At 37.9% G+C, this 19,906-nt stretch carries 25 protein-coding genes and 1 pseudogene; 10 read left to right on the top strand and 16 right to left on the bottom strand.

What is annotated here, in order from left to right:
• Positions 1-1,860: 1,860 nt before the first annotated feature.
• Both DYY66_RS09595 and DYY66_RS09590 read left to right on the top strand, forming a co-directional pair.
• Positions 1,861-2,373 carry an adenine phosphoribosyltransferase gene (locus DYY66_RS09595; protein WP_166288629.1) on the top strand — a complete coding sequence of 171 codons (513 nt, stop codon included), beginning with the start codon at positions 1,861-1,863 and terminating at the stop codon, positions 2,371-2,373.
• A complete protein-coding gene (locus DYY66_RS09590) occupies positions 2,367-3,164 on the top strand; it encodes an S-methyl-5'-thioadenosine phosphorylase (RefSeq protein WP_394352629.1) in 798 nt (265 codons plus the stop codon). The genes DYY66_RS09595 and DYY66_RS09590 overlap by 7 nt, the downstream gene beginning before the upstream one ends.
• On the opposite strand, the gene DYY66_RS09585 is transcribed toward DYY66_RS09590, so the two are convergent.
• Genes DYY66_RS09585 through DYY66_RS09575 form a run of 3 tightly spaced genes read right to left on the bottom strand, consistent with a single transcriptional unit; the run spans position 3,161 to position 4,259 of the window.
• On the bottom strand, positions 3,161-3,445 hold the full coding sequence (locus tag DYY66_RS09585; protein WP_166288623.1) for a hypothetical protein: 285 nt from the start codon (positions 3,443-3,445) through the stop codon (positions 3,161-3,163). The genes DYY66_RS09590 and DYY66_RS09585 overlap by 4 nt on opposite strands.
• A gap of 6 nt (positions 3,446-3,451) precedes the next feature.
• Complete coding sequence (locus DYY66_RS09580; protein ID WP_166288674.1) at positions 3,452-3,853, bottom strand: hypothetical protein; 402 nt, start codon at positions 3,851-3,853, stop codon at positions 3,452-3,454.
• 13 nt (positions 3,854-3,866) lie between these two features.
• Positions 3,867-4,259: a helix-turn-helix domain-containing protein gene (locus DYY66_RS09575; RefSeq protein WP_218583700.1), complete on the bottom strand. Its 393-nt coding sequence runs from the start codon at positions 4,257-4,259 to the stop codon at positions 3,867-3,869.
• A 57-nt stretch (positions 4,260-4,316) separates the two neighbouring features.
• Between DYY66_RS09575 and DYY66_RS09570 the strand changes: the two genes are divergently transcribed.
• A complete protein-coding gene (locus DYY66_RS09570) occupies positions 4,317-4,874 on the top strand; it encodes a UbiX family flavin prenyltransferase (RefSeq protein WP_166288620.1) in 558 nt (185 codons plus the stop codon).
• A 204-nt stretch (positions 4,875-5,078) separates the two neighbouring features.
• Positions 5,079-5,462, top strand: coding sequence for an Hsp20/alpha crystallin family protein (locus DYY66_RS09565; RefSeq protein WP_255496416.1), 384 nt, complete (start codon positions 5,079-5,081; stop codon positions 5,460-5,462).
• On the opposite strand, the gene DYY66_RS09560 is transcribed toward DYY66_RS09565, so the two are convergent.
• The 8 genes and pseudogenes from DYY66_RS09560 to DYY66_RS09520 form a co-directional block, all read right to left on the bottom strand.
• A complete protein-coding gene (locus DYY66_RS09560) occupies positions 5,448-6,497 on the bottom strand; it encodes a DNA topoisomerase IV subunit A (protein ID WP_394352628.1) in 1,050 nt (349 codons plus the stop codon). The genes DYY66_RS09565 and DYY66_RS09560 overlap by 15 nt on opposite strands.
• Positions 6,498-6,528: 31 nt before the next feature.
• Complete coding sequence (locus DYY66_RS09555; RefSeq protein ID WP_166288611.1) at positions 6,529-8,361, bottom strand: DNA topoisomerase VI subunit B; 1,833 nt, start codon at positions 8,359-8,361, stop codon at positions 6,529-6,531.
• Between the two features lie 537 nt (positions 8,362-8,898).
• Positions 8,899-9,465 carry a serine protein kinase RIO gene (locus tag DYY66_RS09545; RefSeq protein ID WP_255496420.1) on the bottom strand — a complete coding sequence of 189 codons (567 nt, stop codon included), beginning with the start codon at positions 9,463-9,465 and terminating at the stop codon, positions 8,899-8,901.
• A gap of 468 nt (positions 9,466-9,933) precedes the next feature.
• The gene (gene eif1A / locus DYY66_RS09540) at positions 9,934-10,245 is read right to left on the bottom strand and encodes a translation initiation factor eIF-1A (protein ID WP_166288608.1); all 312 of its coding nucleotides are present in this window, start codon (positions 10,243-10,245) and stop codon (positions 9,934-9,936) included.
• Between the two features lie 47 nt (positions 10,246-10,292).
• A pseudogene (locus DYY66_RS09535) lies at positions 10,293-10,424 on the bottom strand (DUF424 family protein); the annotation flags it as partial.
• Between the two features lie 40 nt (positions 10,425-10,464).
• Complete coding sequence (locus DYY66_RS09530) at positions 10,465-10,740, bottom strand: DUF424 domain-containing protein (protein ID WP_309224001.1); 276 nt, start codon at positions 10,738-10,740, stop codon at positions 10,465-10,467.
• 21 nt (positions 10,741-10,761) lie between these two features.
• The gene (locus tag DYY66_RS09525) at positions 10,762-11,184 is read right to left on the bottom strand and encodes a translation initiation factor IF-2 subunit beta (protein ID WP_148694432.1); all 423 of its coding nucleotides are present in this window, start codon (positions 11,182-11,184) and stop codon (positions 10,762-10,764) included.
• A gap of 71 nt (positions 11,185-11,255) precedes the next feature.
• The gene (locus DYY66_RS09520; protein WP_166288599.1) at positions 11,256-11,576 is read right to left on the bottom strand and encodes a hypothetical protein; all 321 of its coding nucleotides are present in this window, start codon (positions 11,574-11,576) and stop codon (positions 11,256-11,258) included.
• A gap of 320 nt (positions 11,577-11,896) precedes the next feature.
• On the opposite strand from DYY66_RS09520, the gene DYY66_RS09515 reads away from it, so the two are divergent.
• Both DYY66_RS09515 and DYY66_RS09510 read left to right on the top strand, forming a co-directional pair.
• Positions 11,897-12,052 (top strand): hypothetical protein, encoded by a 156-nt coding sequence (locus DYY66_RS09515; protein ID WP_166288596.1) that lies wholly within the window; start codon positions 11,897-11,899, stop codon positions 12,050-12,052.
• 245 nt (positions 12,053-12,297) lie between these two features.
• Positions 12,298-12,531, top strand: a complete 234-nt coding sequence (locus tag DYY66_RS09510) for a hypothetical protein (protein ID WP_166288593.1) — start codon at positions 12,298-12,300, stop codon at positions 12,529-12,531.
• A gap of 243 nt (positions 12,532-12,774) precedes the next feature.
• Here the strand turns inward: DYY66_RS09510 and DYY66_RS09505 are convergent, their stop codons facing one another.
• On the bottom strand, positions 12,775-12,918 hold the full coding sequence (locus tag DYY66_RS09505) for a DUF5679 domain-containing protein (RefSeq protein ID WP_166288591.1): 144 nt from the start codon (positions 12,916-12,918) through the stop codon (positions 12,775-12,777).
• A gap of 1,165 nt (positions 12,919-14,083) precedes the next feature.
• Between DYY66_RS09505 and DYY66_RS09495 the strand changes: the two genes are divergently transcribed.
• The 3 genes from DYY66_RS09495 to DYY66_RS09480 all read left to right on the top strand — a co-directional run bounded on the left by DYY66_RS09495 (position 14,084) and on the right by DYY66_RS09480 (position 16,559).
• A complete protein-coding gene (locus DYY66_RS09495; RefSeq protein ID WP_166288586.1) occupies positions 14,084-15,229 on the top strand; it encodes a DUF373 family protein in 1,146 nt (381 codons plus the stop codon).
• Between the two features lie 341 nt (positions 15,230-15,570).
• Positions 15,571-16,123: polyprenyl diphosphate synthase (gene uppS / locus DYY66_RS09485; protein WP_255496415.1), on the top strand; the 553-nt coding region annotated here is incomplete at its 5' end.
• Positions 16,124-16,154: 31 nt separating this feature from the next.
• Positions 16,155-16,559 carry a bis(5'-nucleosyl)-tetraphosphatase gene (locus tag DYY66_RS09480; protein ID WP_166288580.1) on the top strand — a complete coding sequence of 135 codons (405 nt, stop codon included), beginning with the start codon at positions 16,155-16,157 and terminating at the stop codon, positions 16,557-16,559.
• On the opposite strand, the gene pyrF is transcribed toward DYY66_RS09480, so the two are convergent.
• The 3 genes from pyrF to DYY66_RS09465 are packed head-to-tail and all read right to left on the bottom strand — an operon-like array spanning position 16,554 to position 19,013.
• Positions 16,554-17,303 (bottom strand): orotidine-5'-phosphate decarboxylase, encoded by a 750-nt coding sequence (gene pyrF, locus DYY66_RS09475; RefSeq protein WP_166288577.1) that lies wholly within the window; start codon positions 17,301-17,303, stop codon positions 16,554-16,556. The two genes, DYY66_RS09480 and pyrF, sit on opposite strands and share 6 nt — an antisense overlap.
• Positions 17,300-17,956, bottom strand: coding sequence for a hypothetical protein (locus tag DYY66_RS09470; RefSeq protein WP_166288574.1), 657 nt, complete (start codon positions 17,954-17,956; stop codon positions 17,300-17,302). The genes pyrF and DYY66_RS09470 overlap by 4 nt, the downstream gene beginning before the upstream one ends.
• Positions 17,957-18,014: 58 nt before the next feature.
• Complete coding sequence (locus tag DYY66_RS09465; protein WP_166288571.1) at positions 18,015-19,013, bottom strand: adenylosuccinate synthetase; 999 nt, start codon at positions 19,011-19,013, stop codon at positions 18,015-18,017.
• A gap of 81 nt (positions 19,014-19,094) precedes the next feature.
• Between DYY66_RS09465 and DYY66_RS09460 the strand changes: the two genes are divergently transcribed.
• Positions 19,095-19,556, top strand: a complete 462-nt coding sequence (locus tag DYY66_RS09460; protein WP_166288568.1) for a hypothetical protein — start codon at positions 19,095-19,097, stop codon at positions 19,554-19,556.
• On the opposite strand, the gene DYY66_RS09455 is transcribed toward DYY66_RS09460, so the two are convergent.
• The gene (locus DYY66_RS09455; protein ID WP_166288565.1) at positions 19,553-19,828 is read right to left on the bottom strand and encodes a Fe(2+)-trafficking protein; all 276 of its coding nucleotides are present in this window, start codon (positions 19,826-19,828) and stop codon (positions 19,553-19,555) included. The two genes, DYY66_RS09460 and DYY66_RS09455, sit on opposite strands and share 4 nt — an antisense overlap.
• Between the last annotated feature and the right edge of the window lie 78 nt (positions 19,829-19,906).

Raw genomic sequence — 19,906 nt, 5'->3', positions numbered from 1 at the left:
TCTACATTTAGAATAATTCCATCAACACCATCACTTGGTTCCCACATTCGTGTGGTTGGCCAAAGTTTTTCAACACAGGCAAATCTTGATCTGTATCTAGGTAGTGACAAAATAGGTTCATTTTCATCAAATAGTAAAGGAAACTTTGTAACAACCGTACTTCTTCCAGAATCAGAACAATCAGGAAGCGTCAACTTTGTTATAAAGGACCAACAAGGTAACCAAAAATCATTTTCTACAAACATAAACCCACAGCAAAAAGGTCACGGCCAAGTCTCAGACATTCCTCTAACATTGAATGTGGACCCCATCTCTCACAGAGGAGAGACAGAGGCAATTTCTGGCACAGATACTCCTGGTAACACCATAACCATAACACTTCTTGATTCAAAAGGAAATCCAATAACTACTAGTACCGTACAATCAGATAAAGACGGCAAGTATTCAAAGACAGATACCATCCCAGTTGACAGAGAGTTTGGCAAGTATTCAATCACAGTTTCAGATGGAAAGACACAGGTAACCAAACAATACAGTGTTGTTACAGTTCACAATATCTCAGTAGCACCTGTTGCAAAGCAATATGAGACTGGGCAGACAGTTGTCATAAATGGTACTGCGATATCAAATGCACCTGTACATTTTGTCATCATGGACCCTACCAATCATCCAATTTATTCACAGGATGCAAACGTGACTTCTAGTGGAACAGTTACAGCATCATACAAATTAGATGATTCAGCCATTAAAGGAACCTACACAGTAGATGTAACACAAGGTAGTGACTCCATCGTTGCTTTCTTTGGAGTTGGTCAAGCTGTAACACAACCAATAACAGCAACATTAGACAAGGTCAGTTACCAAAATACAGACAAGCCAGTTGTTACCATTACAGGTCCTCCATCTTCGACTATCAACTTTATCATAGTGGATCCATCAGACAAACAAAAATTTGCAGACATTGTCAGTTTGGGATCAGATGGACTTGCAACATATTCCTTTAACTTGACATCGTATACACCAGGAATTTACTCTGCTGTAGTATCTCATGCAGAAGAGAAAGTAGAGAAGACATTTGCAGTTGGACTTTCAACAACAGGCACTGGATTAATCAAACTAAGTACTGTAAAGGATTCGTACTTGCCTGGAGATAACATCATAATCATTGGAACTGCAAATTCAAACAGCCTTCTCCAGCTTTCCTTGACTGACCCCAATGGACAACTAATCAAGACAATGCAAACATTCTCAGATAAAACAGGCCACTTTTCTTCATTTGATTTCAGCATCCCACCTGTTGCAACTCCAGGAACATGGAAACTTGATGCCACTAGTGGAATCAACCACACACCAGTGCAATTAGCTGTAAAATCATCCAAACAAGCAATTACTGTTCACTTGGATAGACTATCTGGCACATACACAAGAGGAGACATTGTAGCAATATCTGGAACCGATGCAGGCATTACTGCAANGGAAACTTGATGCCACTAGTGGAATCAACCACACACCAGTACAATTAACTGTAAAATCATCTAAACAAGCAATTACAGTTAACTTGGATAGACCATCTGGCACATACACAAGAGGCGACATTGTAGCAATATCTGGATCTGACGCAGGTATTACTGCATCAGTGAAGATCACCATAAACAGCAACAGCACTGTTGTTGACACACTACCAACATCAGCAACAAACAGAGGTGACTACCAAACAGATTGGCAGGTTCCACGTAACATCAATCCTGGAATATACACAGTTGAAGCATCTTCTATCACAGGCAAAGCTATAATCAGCATAACAATTCAATAAAGAACCAATTAGTAATATTTTTTATATCCACCACTTGAGAACGATTTGTGAATCTAAAGGACAAGATAGCTGACATACCGAACTTTCCTAAAAAAGGAATTTTGTTCAGAGATATCAGTCCGCTCTTAAGGGATCCAGCAGCGTTATCCCTTGTACTAGATGAGTTGTCCAAGATAATACATCCAAATGATGTAGACGTTTTTGCAGGAATAGAATCAAGAGGCTTTCCTCTTGCTTGTGCACTAGCCATCAAATACAACAAAGGAATGATAATGATTAGAAAAGAAGGAAAATTACCAGGCAAGACTCACAAAGTATCATACAGCATCGAATACGGAAATGCAACAATGGAGATCCAGGCCGATGCAATAAAGAAAAACCAAAAAGTGTACATTTGTGATGATTTGCTTGCAACAGGCGGCACAGCAAAGGCTGCTGCAAAACTAGTTGAAAAGATAGGTGGCAAAGTATCAGGTTTTGCATTCATAATAGAATTGACTGATCTAAAAGGATCAAAGGTAATTAAAGATTACAAACACAACTCATTGGTGAAATATTGACAGAGCAAGCAGAGATTGGCATTTTCGGCGGAACAGGAATTTATGATTCAGGGTTACTCACAGAAAGCAAAGAGATCACAATAGATACACCATTTGGAAAAACATCAGATACCATAACAGTTGGAACTTACAAGGGAAGAAGAGTTGCATTCATGCCAAGACATGGCAAGAAGCATACAATCTCACCACACTTGATAAACTTTAGAGCAAATATTTGGGCATTCAAAGAAATGGGAATTAAAAGAATCATTGCACCATCAGCAGTTGGAAGTCTAAAAGAGGAACTAAAACCAGGAGATGTTGTACTGCCATCTCAATTCATAGATTTTACAAAATCAAGAAAGTACACTCTGTATGAAGATGGCAAAGTCATTCACATATCAGTTGCGGATCCATTTTGTCCTGAGCTACAAAACGTTGTCTCAGATGTAGCAAAGAAGATGAATTTACACATACACAAAGATGCAACATACATTTGCATAGAGGGACCAAGATTTTCAACAAGGGCAGAGTCAAAGTTTTACAAAAATGTCATAGGTGCAGACATCATAGGAATGACACTAGTTCCAGAATGTCAGCTTGCAAGAGAGGCTCAGATGTGTTATGTATCAATTTCAACAGTAACTGATTACGATGTATGGGCAGACAAGCCTGTCACTGCAAAAGAAGTACTAGAAACCTTGTCTAAAAATGTAGGAACAACAAAGAACATACTTTCATTGCTTTTTGATTCTATACCACAACAACGCGGTTGCTTGTGCCACAAGGCATTTGAAGAAGCCCAGTTCTAGCCGTCTGCAAAAGATTCTTTTTTGAGTCCTTCTGGAAGTGTAATATCACCACGAACAAGCCTTTGCTGCAGTTCGTTTATCACTTCATTTACATCATAGCCAAGTTTTACAAGACTCTTCTCTACAGTCTTTGAGATCTTGGCACCAATGTTGTGTCCGCCAATCCTACCAAACGCTATTGCTTGGAACTTGAAGGGATGTCCATCAATAGTAAAAGTACCAGTAATCTTGGCAGCTATTTGACTACCACGAACATTATTGATATGAACTTGAATGTCCATTAAGATTTAGATCTCTACTGCTTTGTTAATTGAAGTTTCGATGAGAAAGTTCCAGTGTTTATCATCATCAATCTTAAAGTCCTTTACCTTTAGTTTTATTACTTTTTCATCAACACATTCATGTTGGATTTCATCATTTTGTTTGACCTTGACTAGCTTCCACTTGTCCTTGTGTTTTTTAAGATTGCATAAAAGTACAGCCCATTTTTGATCAGCAGATATTTTTGGCATTCCCACATAGTCTACAATACTTTCTATTCCAAGTTGCTTTTCTTCACAGAAGATTTTTTTGCACTTGACACATCTCCATGTATCAACTGAACCTATTGTTCTTCTTTCATAATTCAGATTTGTGACTCCAAAGTACACTATTTCATGATTACAAGAAGACTCTTCATCTGCAGACATGTTTCCTCCTCCATTATTGGTTATATTTAGTTCTTGCATCATCATACGGTTTTTCTAAAATAATTGAGATGTTGTCTACCAAAAGATTCTTCTTAAATGGAATATTTTCCCTTTCACACATTCTCCTATACATATTGACAACAGCAAATCTTGGATGCATTGATTCAAACTCTGTCTTTGTAATATCAATAAAGCCTCCATTTTGGATAAGGCTTGTTGCCACTTGATTTGCCTCTTCTTCAGATATGTTTAGATTTTTTGCTATATCAGATGCAGACATTTTGCCTGTTTTTACAACCAAGACATATACTTTGGATTGTATTTTGGACAACCTAAGTTCTGAGACAATATTTTCTTCAACAGTATCAATATTGACACTCACAAATATTGAGACTCGCAATGCCATAAATAAACATGCCAAAAGTATAGTTGAAATTAAATATGGAACATGGTCAATCTTCTCATGAGATTAATCATAGGGTTAACTGGAAGTTCAGGAATAATATACGGCGTCAGAATGTTAGAGGTTCTCAGACAATGCAAGGTCGATGTACATTTGATAATGACAGAATGGGCAAAGAAATGTCTTGTACTAGAAACTGATTATGATTTGAAATATGTAAAATCATTGGTAGAGCATTATTCAGATGATTCCAATATGGCTGCAAGTGTTTCAAGTGGAACACACAAGACAGATGGCATGATAGTAATTCCTTGTACAATGAAGACACTTTCAAGCATTGCAAATGGATATGAAGAAACACTGGTGGCAAGAGCTGCCGGAGTTACCATGAAAGAGTCCCGTAAATTGGTTCTAGTTCCAAGAGAGACACCACTCACCAGCATACATCTTGAGAACATGCTCAAGCTTTCAAGAATCGGTGTTGTCATATTGCCTGCCATGCCAGGTTTTTACAACAGACCAAAAATTATCGATGATGTAGTAGATCACGTGGTAGGAAAATGCCTGGATCAGTTCGGAGTTGAGCACAATTTGTTCAAAAGATGGGAAACCACCTAAAGATTCAGAGTTACTGCAATTTTATCACATAATTATAAAACATGCGCATGTTTTATTTTGGAAAATTCTACGAGTGTTTATATTTGGAGCATAGTTAAATCATACAGAATATCTTTGGCAAGCTACAAAAGCAGATACTCTAATGACAAATCATTTGATTTCATAATTCCCTTAATGGTCTTGCTGTTTTTGGGAGTAGTGTACATGCTTTCACTTAGATCGTCACAAGGGTATGTCAGTTTCATACTGATAGGGGTAGCTGCTGTATTCATGATCTACTGGGTAAGAGTACTGAAAAAAATGACGGTAGAAAATAGCACTCCACAGTATACACCAAAGGAAGCAGACACAAAGAACTGGGTTTACGACCTCATCAAGGGCGAAAAGGAAATAATATTCGTAGCAGAGGTACCAGGTCCAGAAGACCAAGTAACTGTGAGACTAATTGACGGAATCTTGTACGTGCGAGGCTCGGCACATTTCTCAAAAGAGATTCCGATTGAAACAACACCAGACATGGGAATCCACGACTTCAAGTACAGAAACGGTGTTCTTACTTTACGAATTAAGAAATTAGAAACTCTTTGATTCTTCTAGTTTTGCTGGAAGATACTTGTCTGTAATATTAGTAAGACCATACTTTGAGAATGCCTCAAGTTCTGCTTTTCTTTTCAATTTGAGAAATACTTCGAGTTGTTTTTTCCAGTTTCCTTCCTGATATCGAGGATCTTTTTGAAGGTCATAGATTCTCTTTATGTCAGATTCAGTCATAGGAATTGTAGGAAGTTTATATTTTTCAATGTCTGTTGCCCAGACACCTAGCCACTTGGCATCTGGTACAGTCAACTCTCGCAAGTGAGCTGCATTTGCAGAACCAGATTTTATTACCATTGCAATGTGTTCTCCATACACATCACCGTCTGCCAATATGACAACAGGTAATCCCATTTCATTGTTTAATCGTCTCAAAAGATTTCTTGTTGATCGTGGGGCTTGGCCTGCAGTATCAACGATAATAGCTTTGAATTTTTTGTGAACTTTTTCTTCAACAAATCTTGTAAAAAGACCTCCCTTCTCTATTGCAATGACAAGTTCTGCACTAGTATCAACAAGTTCAGCACTACTCAAACTTGGTCCAATCAAATATCCATCAGGGTGATCAGACAGATTCATCCGCTTTCCTTCGTATCCAGGAACAGTATACTCTATTGTCAGGTCACCAAATACACTGCTTCTTTCTTCAGGAAATATGTGAAATTCTTCACGCGGGCTTGTTAGTACAGCTTCTAAATCCACTATGATGTTATCAGATTCTGGCTGGTCTTCAAAATCAATACTAAACGCCTGTGAGGAATAGTAAATGTCTCTTAATGTAGAAGACTTTCCCTCTCGTACAAGCCTGTTTACAAAGAAAGCAAGCCATGCAAGTTGTGTGTAGGAACGCAATTGCGACATGTTTCTTGAACTACGTACTGCACTTGCATTACCTAAGATGTATTGTCGTATTTTTTTATCATAGACAATATTACTTACAGATCTGCTCGGTATCACAAATTGTGGAAATTTGCCTTTGTCAAGATGATCATAAATGTTGATACCTTGTTGCTCCAACAATGACAGCAATCTTTTCTTTCTTGCCTCTGCTGTTTTTGCACTAGACTTGTTCTTCAATCTCACTTCCCATCCTTATTAGTTGGTTATAATTTGGTTCTTTTTTCTTGCCAGCAAGTTCAGTGGCAAATTGTGCAATAAGCGGTACATATTTTGAATAAAGATTTGCTCTCTTCTTTGCCATGTCTGCTGCTCCTTGTCGTGACATGTGAACTGCTAACTTTCTTGCAAGATATTGTAATGCATTCTTTAATTCTCTTTCAAGTTCAGGTCTATCTGCAACATTTTCTTTTCCTACAGTCTTGTATGGAATTCTAGTAGAGCAGATGTGTGATACCACTACAAGTGGCGGGTCTCCCTTTATTTTGTATCTGGCCCATTCAGTCTCGTTGACTATTTTGAGTACCACATCACTGCCCTCATCATACAAAAGTGGTATACGATTTGCAAAACGGTAAACCTTGAGACCATTTGGTGGAATATCTCCACCATAAGCAATACCCATCTCAACTACGAATGGAAATCCAGAATATGCTGAAGCGTTACGTTGCCATACTGCTGCAAACTCGGGATTGAAAAATTTCATAATTCCCTTTGAGAGTGGTTCTTCTCCAAGTGGAGCTAGACAACTTGGGTCGGGCGCAAGAAATTCCTCGAACTTTTGTAGTGCATCTGCTAGTTTTACCAATTCCTCGTTTGTCATGCTGCCTATTCTCTTGTCTGGCTTGAATTTGGCAAATTCACAGAATTTTTCAGCAGTGGTAGGTCCAACTCTTTGGAATCTTTTTGTCAAAAAGGTGAGAAGCGTATCTCCCTGGACAGTGCTTGCAAGCTGCTTGTAATATGGGCTATCTGGGTTTAATTCTACTGCGTGAGACTGGGATTCTCCAAAGTCCCAATATGTTATGGTCTTATTTGCGACGTCGAGATCGTCGATTCGGATCTTTTTGAGCCCTTCAAAATCAATGTTAAGAAATGACATGACTGAGATTACAGTCCGTACTGGTTTTGAGATGTCAGACCAGCGTTTCTGTGCACGCTCTAGAATTTCTTTTGGAGAAAGATTCTTCTTTAAGCTCAGTTCTTTTTTGACTTTGTCAATCATCTTGTTATCAATAGCTGGAATCTGATAATGTGTGTCTGTGATCATTCTTCTTATGGTTTCAACATCGATACCATGTGGATGAGGTTTGATTACAGTTGGAGGACGTGGCATGTCTTTTACAATTCTTGCATAATGGAATTTTTCACCGCTTGGATCTTCAAATGTTATTGATGCATATGGTGTGATAAGAGAAGTTTGGTAAACATAATCCCTAATTTTTGATCCTGCCTTGGAATAATCACCCTCAAGTACAATACTTACTGCAAGTCCCGTTTTTGATCCTTCTTTTGTAGTGTGTTTTTGTATAACTGGTTTGTTTTTCTGAATGTCAAGCAACATTACAAACTCATCAAGTGTTTTACCGTCAGAACAACTCTTCACAGTAACTGGTTTGTTTGTAGTGATCTGACCATACAGTATTGCCATGGTAGCACCAAGACCAAACATACCTCTTGCTTGCTTGAGACCAAACTTGGAACCATAAAGGACAGTACCAAAAGCAAGTGGAATGTGTTCTGCATCAATTCCAGGACCATTGTCTTTTACAGTCAAGATGTAGTGTTTTGGATCTGCTTGTTCAGGATCCACTGCTTTTATTGAAAGATGAATGTCAGGAAGTATTTTTTTATGGTCACATGCATCAAGTGCGTTTTCTACAAATTCTCTAACCGAAGTGTAAAGTGATCTGGTAGGATTACTAAATCCTGCAAGGTCTCTATTTCTATAAAAGAACTCACTTGGAGATATCTGGCTAAAGACTTCTTTACTCAAGTATGTTTCCCCCTTCCCAGAGTTGAAGTTTTTCTAACTTTTGTCTACGCCTTGATTCTTGTAAATCATTGTAAACTTTTCCATGAGTACTACCACTTGAAATTGAGGTTATTGCATTTACGGCAGACTTTAGNCTATTATTCTGCTCTTTATTCGTTCAATTTGTGCAGACGATTTACCAGCAAATTGTCTCAAGTCCATGACATNCTATTATTCTGCTCTTTATTCGTTCAATTTGTGCAGACGACTTGCCAGCAAATTGTCTCAAGTCCATTACATGCAATGAGGTTTCCTCTTGAACAAGACGCAAGGCGTTTTCTGCTGAGAATCCACGACCTATGGCCATCACAATTTCTTCAGCCTTAAATGGCATTATATTTTCAACGTCACCCACTCCCTTTATGACTGTCTCGCCTGTTTGGCCGTCAATGGTCAATGAAACAGAGCAGATTTTTTCTATTTTGATTTTTATTTTTCCAGATTTGCCAATTAATACTCCAACGCGATCAACTGGAATTAAGATAATTTTTTCAAAGATCATTTTGTAACCCTCTCAAATACGTCAATTGGATTGTCCACTGTTAGTCCTCTCTTAACAAAGAATCTAGTAATATTACTAATATCTCTTTCAAGAAATTCTTTTGTTTTTGGATGCCTTATATCTACCGCCGAACCAAAATCAAAAACTACCGGTCCTTCTGCTGTCTTGAAAATATTGTATTCGGAAAGGTCGGCATGGACAAGTTCTGCTTTTTGATACAGATCTGAAATGATTTGTATTGTCTTTTCATAATCAGCATAGTTTACCTCTGATTCAACTAATGTCGGAGACGGAACACCATCGGATCCTACAAATTTCATTATTAGAACATTTTTTACCACGGTTACTGGTTCTGGACATGGAATTCCAGATTTAAAAGACTTGCTCAAATTACGAAATTCTTTTTTGGCCCACAACTCTACAAGAGATCTGGTACCTCGCTTTATTCTGGTAAATCGTGGATCACCAATGAGGTAAGGATAACGTTTCTTAAAGTTAGATGTAGTTACGAGATAAATTTTTACGGCAAGGTCTAGGCCAGATGGATCAACTGCCCAATACATTTGGGACTCTTTTCCTGCACCCACTGCGCCATTTACATATGAAATAATGCCATTATTTATCATCCGTGAGAGAATCATCACGGTGGATTTATCAAATACTGCCTCAAGCACTTTGTCTTTGTCAAATACATCCTTCTCGGTTTTTCGTGCCCTTGCTTTTCCAGCAAGTCTAATGTTCATTTTTTTTGCCAATTTGTCTTGGAGCCCTAGATCAGATTCTTCAGTAGTTGAATCTTCGGATTCATCAGTGGCANCGGCAAGCCTAAGGTTCATTTTTTTTGCCAATTTGTCTTGTAGCCCGAGATCAGATTCTTCAGTTTCCGAGTCTTCAGATTCATCTGTTTCTTCAGATAAATCTAGATCATTTTCTTCTATGACACCAAACTCATCTACAGAATCTTCATTCATTTTGATTTGTTCCCAATGACAACACAGATGATAATACGAACCTTGTAAAATTGATTGCTGTTAGAAATCTTGCGGTAAGAGTCCCTTTTGTTTTAACACTTCAACTTGCGAGAGGGTATATCTCCAAGTAATGTCTCCACGATCATCTGCTTTAAAATCCCAAGGAGCAATTGTTACAACATCATTATCTCGTATCCAGATTTTTCTTTTTAATTTTCCTCTAATTCGGCCCATTCTTGTCTTGTCATCGGTACATCGTACAAGTATGTGATCACTACCCAAAAGTTTTACAACTCTTCCTAACAGTTCACCTTCTCCTGGTAACTGCATTTCTTTCAATTCACTTTCGTTTAGTACTTTTCGCTTACCCAAAATTCTCAGACAACAATGTGTTCAGTATGTATATAATCGTTGTATTTTTAAAACTTGAAAACTATGAGAAAAGGAACTCCTTCAATTTCTTTTACACCTTTTGCAGATCCTATTCCCATTTTAATTGAGAGATCAATTGTTTTTTTACCCACCATGTTGATTATCGAAGAGTTACGTAGNGACAACAATGTGTTCAGTATGTATATAATCGTTGTATTTTCAAAACTTGAAAACTATGAGAAAAGGAATTCCTTCAATTTCTTTTACGCCTTTTGCAGAACCTATTCCCATTTTAATTGAAAGATCAATTGTTTTTTTACCTGCCATGTTGATTATTGAAGAATTGCGTAGAAGAGATTCTGCCTCTCTTTCATCAACGATACGGTCTCCATAGTAACTCTTTGTAATGCGTATCTCCAGATCAGACTGTTTGAGGGTCCTACCAACTAATTCAGCGTCACAAATATTCAGCATCCTATTTCGCTGTTGATTCACTTGTTTAACTGCAAAATTCATTTACGCATATTGGCCCTTGAGTGGGGACCTGGCTCCACATGCTTCACATTTGAGAAGAGTTACCCTGTTTTCTTTTTCGACCCGAGTATCAGGACTTTTGCAAGTAGGACATTCTACATATTCCTTGAGATACCTATTCAAAAGAGCTGAAAATTCATGAGGATCTTTTTTACCTACAAAAACTGCCTTGTCGCCTCCAAATTGTGCTGGAGTTGCAAACTCCTTTGAGAGGTATTGTAGAAGCTTTTCAGGATCTCTTCGCAGTATTTTTGGAAATTCCGAAAAGTTTCTGAAGAACGTTCTATTACCTTGCCACATGATATCCACTTTAGGAAGTTCAAATCTTGATGTAGAACCAGTCTTGGTTTGAGATACTTTATCTTGAATATTCTTTAGTAATTTTTCATATTCGGCTTTTGTCAACTAGTTCACTATCAAAATCGCTACCTATATTGATTTACATGACACTAGCTTTGTCTTTAATTAAATCCGGTTCAGACAGGACCAGATCTAGATGGAGTCCTGTTTACCAATACCCTGAATCTACCGAGCATCATTTCAAGTTCTTTTTTTCTGTCTTGTACATCTTGTGCTCCTTTAAATAATTCAATCAGCATTTTTGAGTTTAGATCAAGATCCACATCTTGAAGTAATTTTGCCCCACCCCTGATTACCTCTGCTGCGTTTACCATCCTGCCTATAGTAATCAGATCAGAAGGACTTTTTTCCAGTTTTTGCAGGCAATCAAATACAAGCCTGGTCAGCCGCGAACATTCCCCTAGGAATATGTTCTCGTACGGTTCAATCTGCGTCATACAGTAGTACCGTACACATTCCCCATTTAAGGGAACCGCATTACATAAAAAATCATCATAAAGACAACCAGGTTATTTTTTTCCATAACAGGTATACCAAGAACTTATCCATACGTCCCGGACAGTATAATCAATGCCAAGAAAAGAATACAAAACAATCACAGTAAAATCAGAGGCTTTCCAAAAGTTTGTGAGAGCCGTAAAGGAAGCAAAAAAAGGCGATCCTTCACTAGATAATAGCCTATTCCTGAGTTTGCTCATAGCCAAATACCAGAAGATCAGAAGATCGTCCTGACCATAGGATCAGGAAGTATCAAAAGATGACAGGTATGATGTCAGACAAGGCAAGTTTGGATCATATGCAGACTTGGAGACTATCTACGATTGAGAAAATTAGCAAGTTCAGAGATACGGTACAGGCACAGATTCTAAAAAATGAATTGGCACGCTCTTTGTTAGATACACTAGTAAATTAGAAATCAAGCATTACAAGAGTTACTGGCCAAGTCTTATAATCAAAAAGAAATCATGTAACTCACTAGCAAGAACAAGGCNAGTTTGTGAGAGCCGTAAAGGAAGCAAAAAAGGGCGATCCCTCTCTAGATAACAGCTTATTCCTGAATTCACTCATAGCCAAATACCAAAAGGTCAGAAGATCGTCCTGACCATAGGAACAGAAGGCATCAAGAGATAACAGGTTATGACAAATTGAGTTGATAGTATGTCAGTCATAGAAATCCCCAGCAATCCATCACTTGTAGAAATGTGGCAGTTTATCGATAGAAATCTAAATCCCATAGGCATGATGCCAGACAAGGCAAGTTTGGATTATATGCAGACTTGTAGATTATATCTACGATTGAGAAAACAAGATAGTAAGTTCAGAGATACGGTACAGGCACAGATTCTAAAAAATGAATTGGCACGCTCTTTGTTAGATACACTAGTAAATTAGAAATCGCAGACACAAAGACTACTGACCAAGTCTTGCAATCAANGGCACGTGCTTTGTTAGATACACTAGTAAATTAGAAATCACAGACACAAAGAGATAGGCCAAGTCTTGCAATCAAAAAGTCATTGAAACTCATTAAGCAAGAACAACACGAGTCAATTGTATAGTGAAATCATGTAAGAATATTATAGAAAAATAGAGCTACAGACAGAAAAATTGATTTGGAAAAATAAGAAAATTGTACTAAGGCTTTCCTATTCGGAAGACATTAGTACCACATTTTGGGCATGTGCCCTTTACCGCAGGTCGTCCGTTCTTTAGCTTAACTTCCTTTGGGTTTGAGATGTCGACTTTTTTTCTGCATTTTACGCAGTATGCTTGAGTCATTTCAACTTCTTACGAAGGAAGTGGTATATAGCAAGACGCTGTAAAAATTATTTCACTATACACTAGAGGGTGTTAAATTTTTACATGGTCTAATTCAGATCATAGATCTAGTTTTTATATAAAAAACGAGATTTTTATGATATTTCTTATGAGGAAAGGATCCAACTCCATGAAATTAACAAATTGGGCATAAGAATAAGCAAATTGTGGAATGCAGTTATGCTTTTAAAAGCCACAAAGAGACTCACTTGGATGGCAAGTAAGAAAGGCATTGTTATCACGGCCANTGGAATGCAGTTATGCTTTTAAAAGCCACAAAGAGACTCATCTGAATGGCAAGTAAGAAGGGCATCGTTATCACGGCTGTCATACTAGCAGCCATTGCAGGAGCAAGTTTTGTAGTCTGGTTCCTCCCACAAAATCACGGCTCTTCTGTAATGGTCTCAGACTACAAAAGTGAGTTAGATAGCGTAAAGGAACGACATTCTCTCATCATTGCAGACATGGAGTCAAACCTCAAAGGACTATTAGACAAGAGCATGCCTCCAGATAACTTTACAACCCAAGCCCAGATCTCATCATCCCAGGTTACCTCATTGGTAAGTGAGATGGTAGAAAGCNGAGCAAGTTTTGTAGTCTGGTTCCTCCCACAAAATCACGGTTCTTCCGTAATGGTTTCAGATTACAAAAGCGAGTTAGATAGCGTAAAGGAGCGACATTCTCTCATCGTTGCAGACATGGAGTCAAACCTCAAAGGACTATTAGACAAGAGCATGCCTCCAGATAACTTTACAACCCAAGCCCAGATCTCATCATCTCAGATTACTTCATTGGTAAGTGAGATGGTGGAAAGTAACCCCCCAACAGAATGGAAACTAAGCTATGGAGCATACTTTGAATCTCTCAAAAAGTACAACGACTACCTAGCTGAGACAATATCACTTGCAAACAAGATAAAGGAAAATGCAACTACTGCAGACATTAATGATGAGATTACAAAGGTGAATGCTCTCAAACAAGAGTCAGACTCTTTGGCATCAAAGTCAAACCAGACTCGTCCATAAAATTATCAAAAATACTAGATTAGAGTAAGATACCTTGAAGCATTTGTGAAAATTGATAGAAACTACATTAATTAATAGGAAACGCGATTTTGGTCTATACAATGTCAACAAAAGAAGCCGAATTACAAAGCGGTACAACTGAGACAAAAACCAGCAGACTCTTGGTGATCTGTGTTGACAGAGACGATGACATTGGAAGTAAGGCAGGTGTTGTCACTCCAGTAATAGGACGCAATGCCTGTATCGAAGCAGCACAGAGACTGGCATTAGAAGATCCAGAGGATGCAGATTCCAATTCAATTTTTGCAGCTGTTAAGACATTTGAAGATTTGACAAGTAAGGGATACCAGGCAGAAGTAGCACTAGTTTCAGGTACACAAAACAAAGGAGTTCAAGGAGACGAAAAAATTGTTGCCCAAGTAAAGACAATTACAATGAAGTTTGCAGCAAACGGTGCAGTCATAGTATCAGATGGAGAAGATGATGAAAGTGTCATACCAATAATTCAAAATGTTTTGCCCATAGTTTCTGTAAAAAGAGTTGTAATGCGGGCAAGTAGATCAGTAGAATATTCTTATGCAGTACTTGGAAGGTATCTCAAGACAATAGCATTTGATTCAAAATATTCCAAGTTCTTTTTAGGAGTTCCTGGAATGCTTTTACTAATAGGTGGAGTAGCTACAGTTCTTGGACTGACCAGAGAAATATTTGCGGTCCTAGTTAGTATCTTGGGAGGAGCATTTTTGATAAGAGCCTTTGATGTTGACAGAGCATGGACAAATTGGAACAAACCAACACCTGGTGGATTCATACGAACATTTACTCTAGTGGCAGGAATTGTCATGATTCTTGCATCACTTACAGCTGGCATTGGTGCTGCAGTACCCGGTGTTACTACAAATCCTGACAGCATTTTGAAATTAGTTTTGAATCAGCAAACAACAGGACTCTTTGTAGCAGGAATGCTACCTTTCCTTTGGATGGGAATAGGATGTATTTTTGGCGGTTCGTTGTTGAGCAGTTGGTTCAAGGGAAGCATTAGATCAATTACAGATATTCTAAGACTCATCGTGCTAGTTACGCTATATCCAGTTGTTTCTCAATTCACTACAATCATGATAAAAGGAGAAAGTCCGTATACTCTGATTCCCCCACTACTGCTGGGTCTTGCAGTAATACTGATATCAGCATCCTTACTCTTCCATAGATACAGAAAGAAGAAGGGTGGCGAAGTACTATCAGAATAAAAGACAAAGTTCTCAACTTGGGTGGATTTTACAGTCTATACTCTAAGAGACTAGAAAGCGATATCCAAAGCGGAGATATGCCAAAACACATTGCTATAATTCTTGACGGAAATAGAAGATGGGCAAAGCGCAATCTTATCATGAAGATAGATGGTCATTTTAGAGGCNAATAAAAGACAAAGTTCTCAACTTGGGTGGATTTTACAGTATATACTCTAAGAGATTAGAGAGTGATATCCAAAGTGGGGAGATGCCAAAACACATTGCTATAATTCTTGACGGAAATAGAAGATGGGCAAAACGCAATCTGATCATGAAGATAGATGGCCATTTTAGAGGGNCTTGTACGTATTATCAGCTGAAAACCTAAACAGAAAGGACGATGAATTGGATTACCTCTATGATTTGATAAATGAAAGACTGCACAAGTTGTACAATGATCCAAGAATACACAAGAACCGAATGAAGGTAAAGGCAATTGGCAGTATTGAGTTGTTACCAGATTTCCTAAGAGAAATTCTCAACAAGCTTGAGGAGACTACAAAAGATTACGATGATCATTACCTAAACATTGCAATAGCTTATGGAGGACAAAATGAACTCGTTGATGCAATCAAGAAGATAGGATCTAAAATCAAAGATGGATCTCTTGATGTAAACCAGATAGACAAAGAAGTAATTGAATCTAGTCTGTACACTTCACATTTACCACAGTCATCTCCAGATATGATACTACGAACATCTGGAGAAAAGCGATTAAGCGGTTTTCTACTTTGGCAGAGTGCTTATAGTGAACTTGTCTTCATGGACGTATATTGGCCAGAATTTAGAAAAATAGATCTCATGCGTGCAATTAGGACTTTTCAGAAAAGAGGCCGCAGGCTTGGAAAATAGAAATACTGGAGATAAGAAACTCCTTGTGTAAATGTTAGAAGAGAGATCTGCAGGTTCAATCATCTATCGTCAATCGCCAGAAGGAAAGGTGTATTTGCTTTTGAATTACCCTTCAGGCCATTGGGATTTTGTCAAGGGAAATATTGAGAAGGGTGAGACATTCAAGCAAACTGTTCTAAGAGAGATAAGTGAGGAGACTGGAATATTAGACATTACATTTGTAGACGGATTTGAAGACAAGATAGAATATCATTATCAACGAGACGGTCAAGTAATACACAAGGAAGTTGTTTTCTTTTTATCAAATACAAAAACAGACCAAGTGGTACTATCACATGAGCACCAGGACTATACATGGTTAAACTTTGATGATGCACTTGCAAAGTTGACCTACAAGACTGCCCAAAAGTTATTCAAAAAAGTTAAAGATCTATGATCTGAGAGTTAGCTCTTGGAGCTTTTGTGCTTCAGATTGAGGATTTTTTGCATTCAGGATAGACCTTCCTACAATGAGATAGTTTGCTCCTGCATCCAATGCATCACTTGGATCTCCGCCCTGAGTTCCAACTCCAGGCGAATAGATATCAAATCTCCCCTTTGCCTTTTTTGCTGACAATTCTATTAGTTTTGGAACTGTGGCGCCAACAACTATTCCATCCACATGTAGTGAGTAGGACCACTTTAGGAAAAGATCATGAATGTTTGACATTTTTCCACTAGATGGATCTTGTACCCTAAGACCATATCCAAGCTTTGCTCCAGGATGGCTCATGTGTACCAATGCTATTACACCTTTACTATTGCCATGAGCATTTTTAACAAGTTGTGATAAATTTTCTGGTCCCATTATTGGGTTGGCAATCACAGCATCAAATTCACTGTTCCACAATCTTTGCAAAGTTACCATGTTGGTATTTCCAATGTCATTGAGTTTGATATCAGCAATAGTTTGTAAACCAAAATCGTGTGCAGCTTTGTTTATTTTTTTAATACTTTTCTCACCCAGAGGCAATAAGATATGGAAATTAAATTTTATAGCGCATAGATATTTTCCAAGTGTTTTAATATTTTTCAGAGTTTGTTTTTCAAGTAACTCTAGATTTGTACCATCAAGATCATTTGCAAGTATTATAGAGCTTGTAGAAGAAGAGCTCTGTATTCTTTTTCTAAAACTACTCATAGCTTGACTAGAGGATGCTTACCTTTGAGTTTTATCACTTTGAGGTACGAATATCCGTGGTCATTTACTGTATTGACAAATGACGGTTCTACACCATCTTTGCTAGAGTATCTTAGGAATGGTTTTGTGGGCTCGGAATCAAGCTTGACATGGCAAAAATATGAAGTCTCGTCAGATTCATTAAAGTTCATGAATACACCTACTTTCCATCCATTACCATCTGGAAAAGTAAAGAGTGGGAATGGTGACTCCTCAAATCCATAACTTAGTTTTATCAGACTTGTAAGATCCTCAAGCTCAATTGGTTGGTATGCTACCTCTGGAGGTGATGTAGTTTCAGGCTTGAGAGTCTCAGGTAGTGATTTCACTCTCACGATTGGAGAGTAGATGTACATTGGATTTGTGACAGTATTGACAACGTCATAATCTTCTTTTCCAGCCTTGAATCCATATGAGAGATAATGACCGGTTTTATCTGTCTGGACATAATAATTGACAGACCTTTCCTTGAGAAGGTCCATCTGAACTGAGATTACGCTTTTCCCATCAAGTTCAAAAGAAAAGGCAGTACGTGGAACTCTTTCTAGCGCACAGACCATTCTTGAGAATTCAGTCATATCAGATACTTCAATGTAAAAAGGAAGTTTTGCCATGGGATTTCTCAAAAACCATCCACATTAAAAGTAGTCGTTTATGATTCTTTTTTCTCTGTTATCTTCTGTCAATGATGTCGTTTACGTCAGGTCCAGTTCCAATTAGTGTAACAGGCACTTTGAGTTGGTCTTCAATATTTTTAATAAAATACTTGGCAGGAGAACTCAAATCAGAAAATGATTGCATGTGTGCACATTCAGGAAATACCACATCAAGTTTTGTGATTCCCAATTGTGTTGCACTGTTTAGCATTATGGAGCGCTTTGCAAGATCAAAATCAAATTCAGCTGCACGTCGTTGTCTTCCAGTTACTGTTCCAACTTCTTGCCATCCTTTTGCTACTGCTTTTTCTGGAGCAATTTCATTTTTTAGTGGACCCTCACCAACTCTAGTAACAAAAGATTTGAAGACAACAAGAACCTCATCAACGCTTTTCGGTCCTATTCCAACATCTGCACATATTGCAGACGCAGTTACATCCTTTGATGTAACATATGGATATGTGCCATGCCATAATGAAAGAAATGTACCCTGAGTTCCTTCAACAATTACATTCTCCTTTCTATCAAGTGCAAAATTTACTTGATTGGGAATATCATCAAGATACAAAGTAAGAGATTCTACATCTCGCGCAAGTTTGAGGGTACGCATTGCCCTATCAGCATTAGCAGGTCCTGTGCCAGTTCCTGTACTGCCTATGGATTGTTTTAGTCTTCCACCAGAATCTGTTGTTCTGTGAGAGTCTTCAATTATACCGCATTGAAAATCTACAAATGACCTATCATGAGTTCCAAACTCTTCTATTTCTTTTAAAAGCACTTCAGGACTTACTACCACTCCTGGTCCAATGAGTAATCTAGTACCTGGATTCAAAAAAGCACTTGGTAACATTCTAACTTTGTATTTCTTATTTTCATGTTCAATTGTATGGCCTGCATTAGGTCCTACTCCACCACGAACAGCTACTGTAGGATTATCTTTCATGGCAAGATAAGAGACAATCTTTCCTTTTCCCTCATCACCATAGAAACCACCAACGATAACTGTAGAAGGCATACACATGGTGAGCATAACCGGATATATTTAAGCCAAATCTTAGCAATACGATTTTAGAATAGATCCAAGTCTTAGATTCACATGTCCTCTCCAAATCATGCAGGAAATATCATAGTAAATTTGGCAGGCCTTCCAGAGTTTCTAAGAAAGCCAATACTGCACAAGCGACTGTCAGAATTTTTTTCAATGAATCAAGAGGACAAGAATGAGATCATAAACAATGCATTACAAGCAGGACCTACCATACCATTTGATAAATTTTCTACATTGTTTAAGACATGGCTTGAAACTCTTTGTAACTTGTCAGAAGAACAACGATCAGTCATGTTCTCAAATTATATCAACGAGATCACAAGCCATCCAGAAAAACTCATTGCCTTTAACTTGGATGGAATTTTTGAAATATACAAGTCATTATCGACGGATCAAAGATCCATACTTTCTGCAACCATTAGAAAATTAATTGGAATGTTTGATGAAAAAGATAGAAAGAAACTTTACATGATAATTCCAGAAACGGCAAAAAATGAGATAGGTATCTAGGTTGGCTTTTCGGGGTTTCTTTTGTTCTCATCTGCAAAATTGACAACGTCTCCTTCAGGAGTCATAACCCCTACAAACACTTTCTCATACTTCTTGACAACTTTTCTATGATCCGGCATTGACATGTCTAATTTCATTTCATTCATGACCATGACTCGGTATTGCTTCCATTCAGCCCAACATTCATTGCAGCATGGATAAGCGGATGCAAACGGATCGAGTTCAACATTATCTGGTATTTCTTTTTTACATTTGGTACATGTTCTTACCATAACAAAGCAACAAAAATGTAGCAATTTAATTCTTTAAGGTATCAACACGTACAAATCACATCAGTTTCATGGGATAAC

Source organism: Candidatus Nitrosotalea sp. FS, from assembly GCF_011319475.1.
GTDB lineage: Archaea > Thermoproteota > Nitrososphaeria > Nitrososphaerales > Nitrosopumilaceae > Nitrosotalea.
The sequence above is the reverse complement of the archived record's forward strand: the minus strand, read 5'-3'. Positions and strand labels throughout refer to the sequence as shown.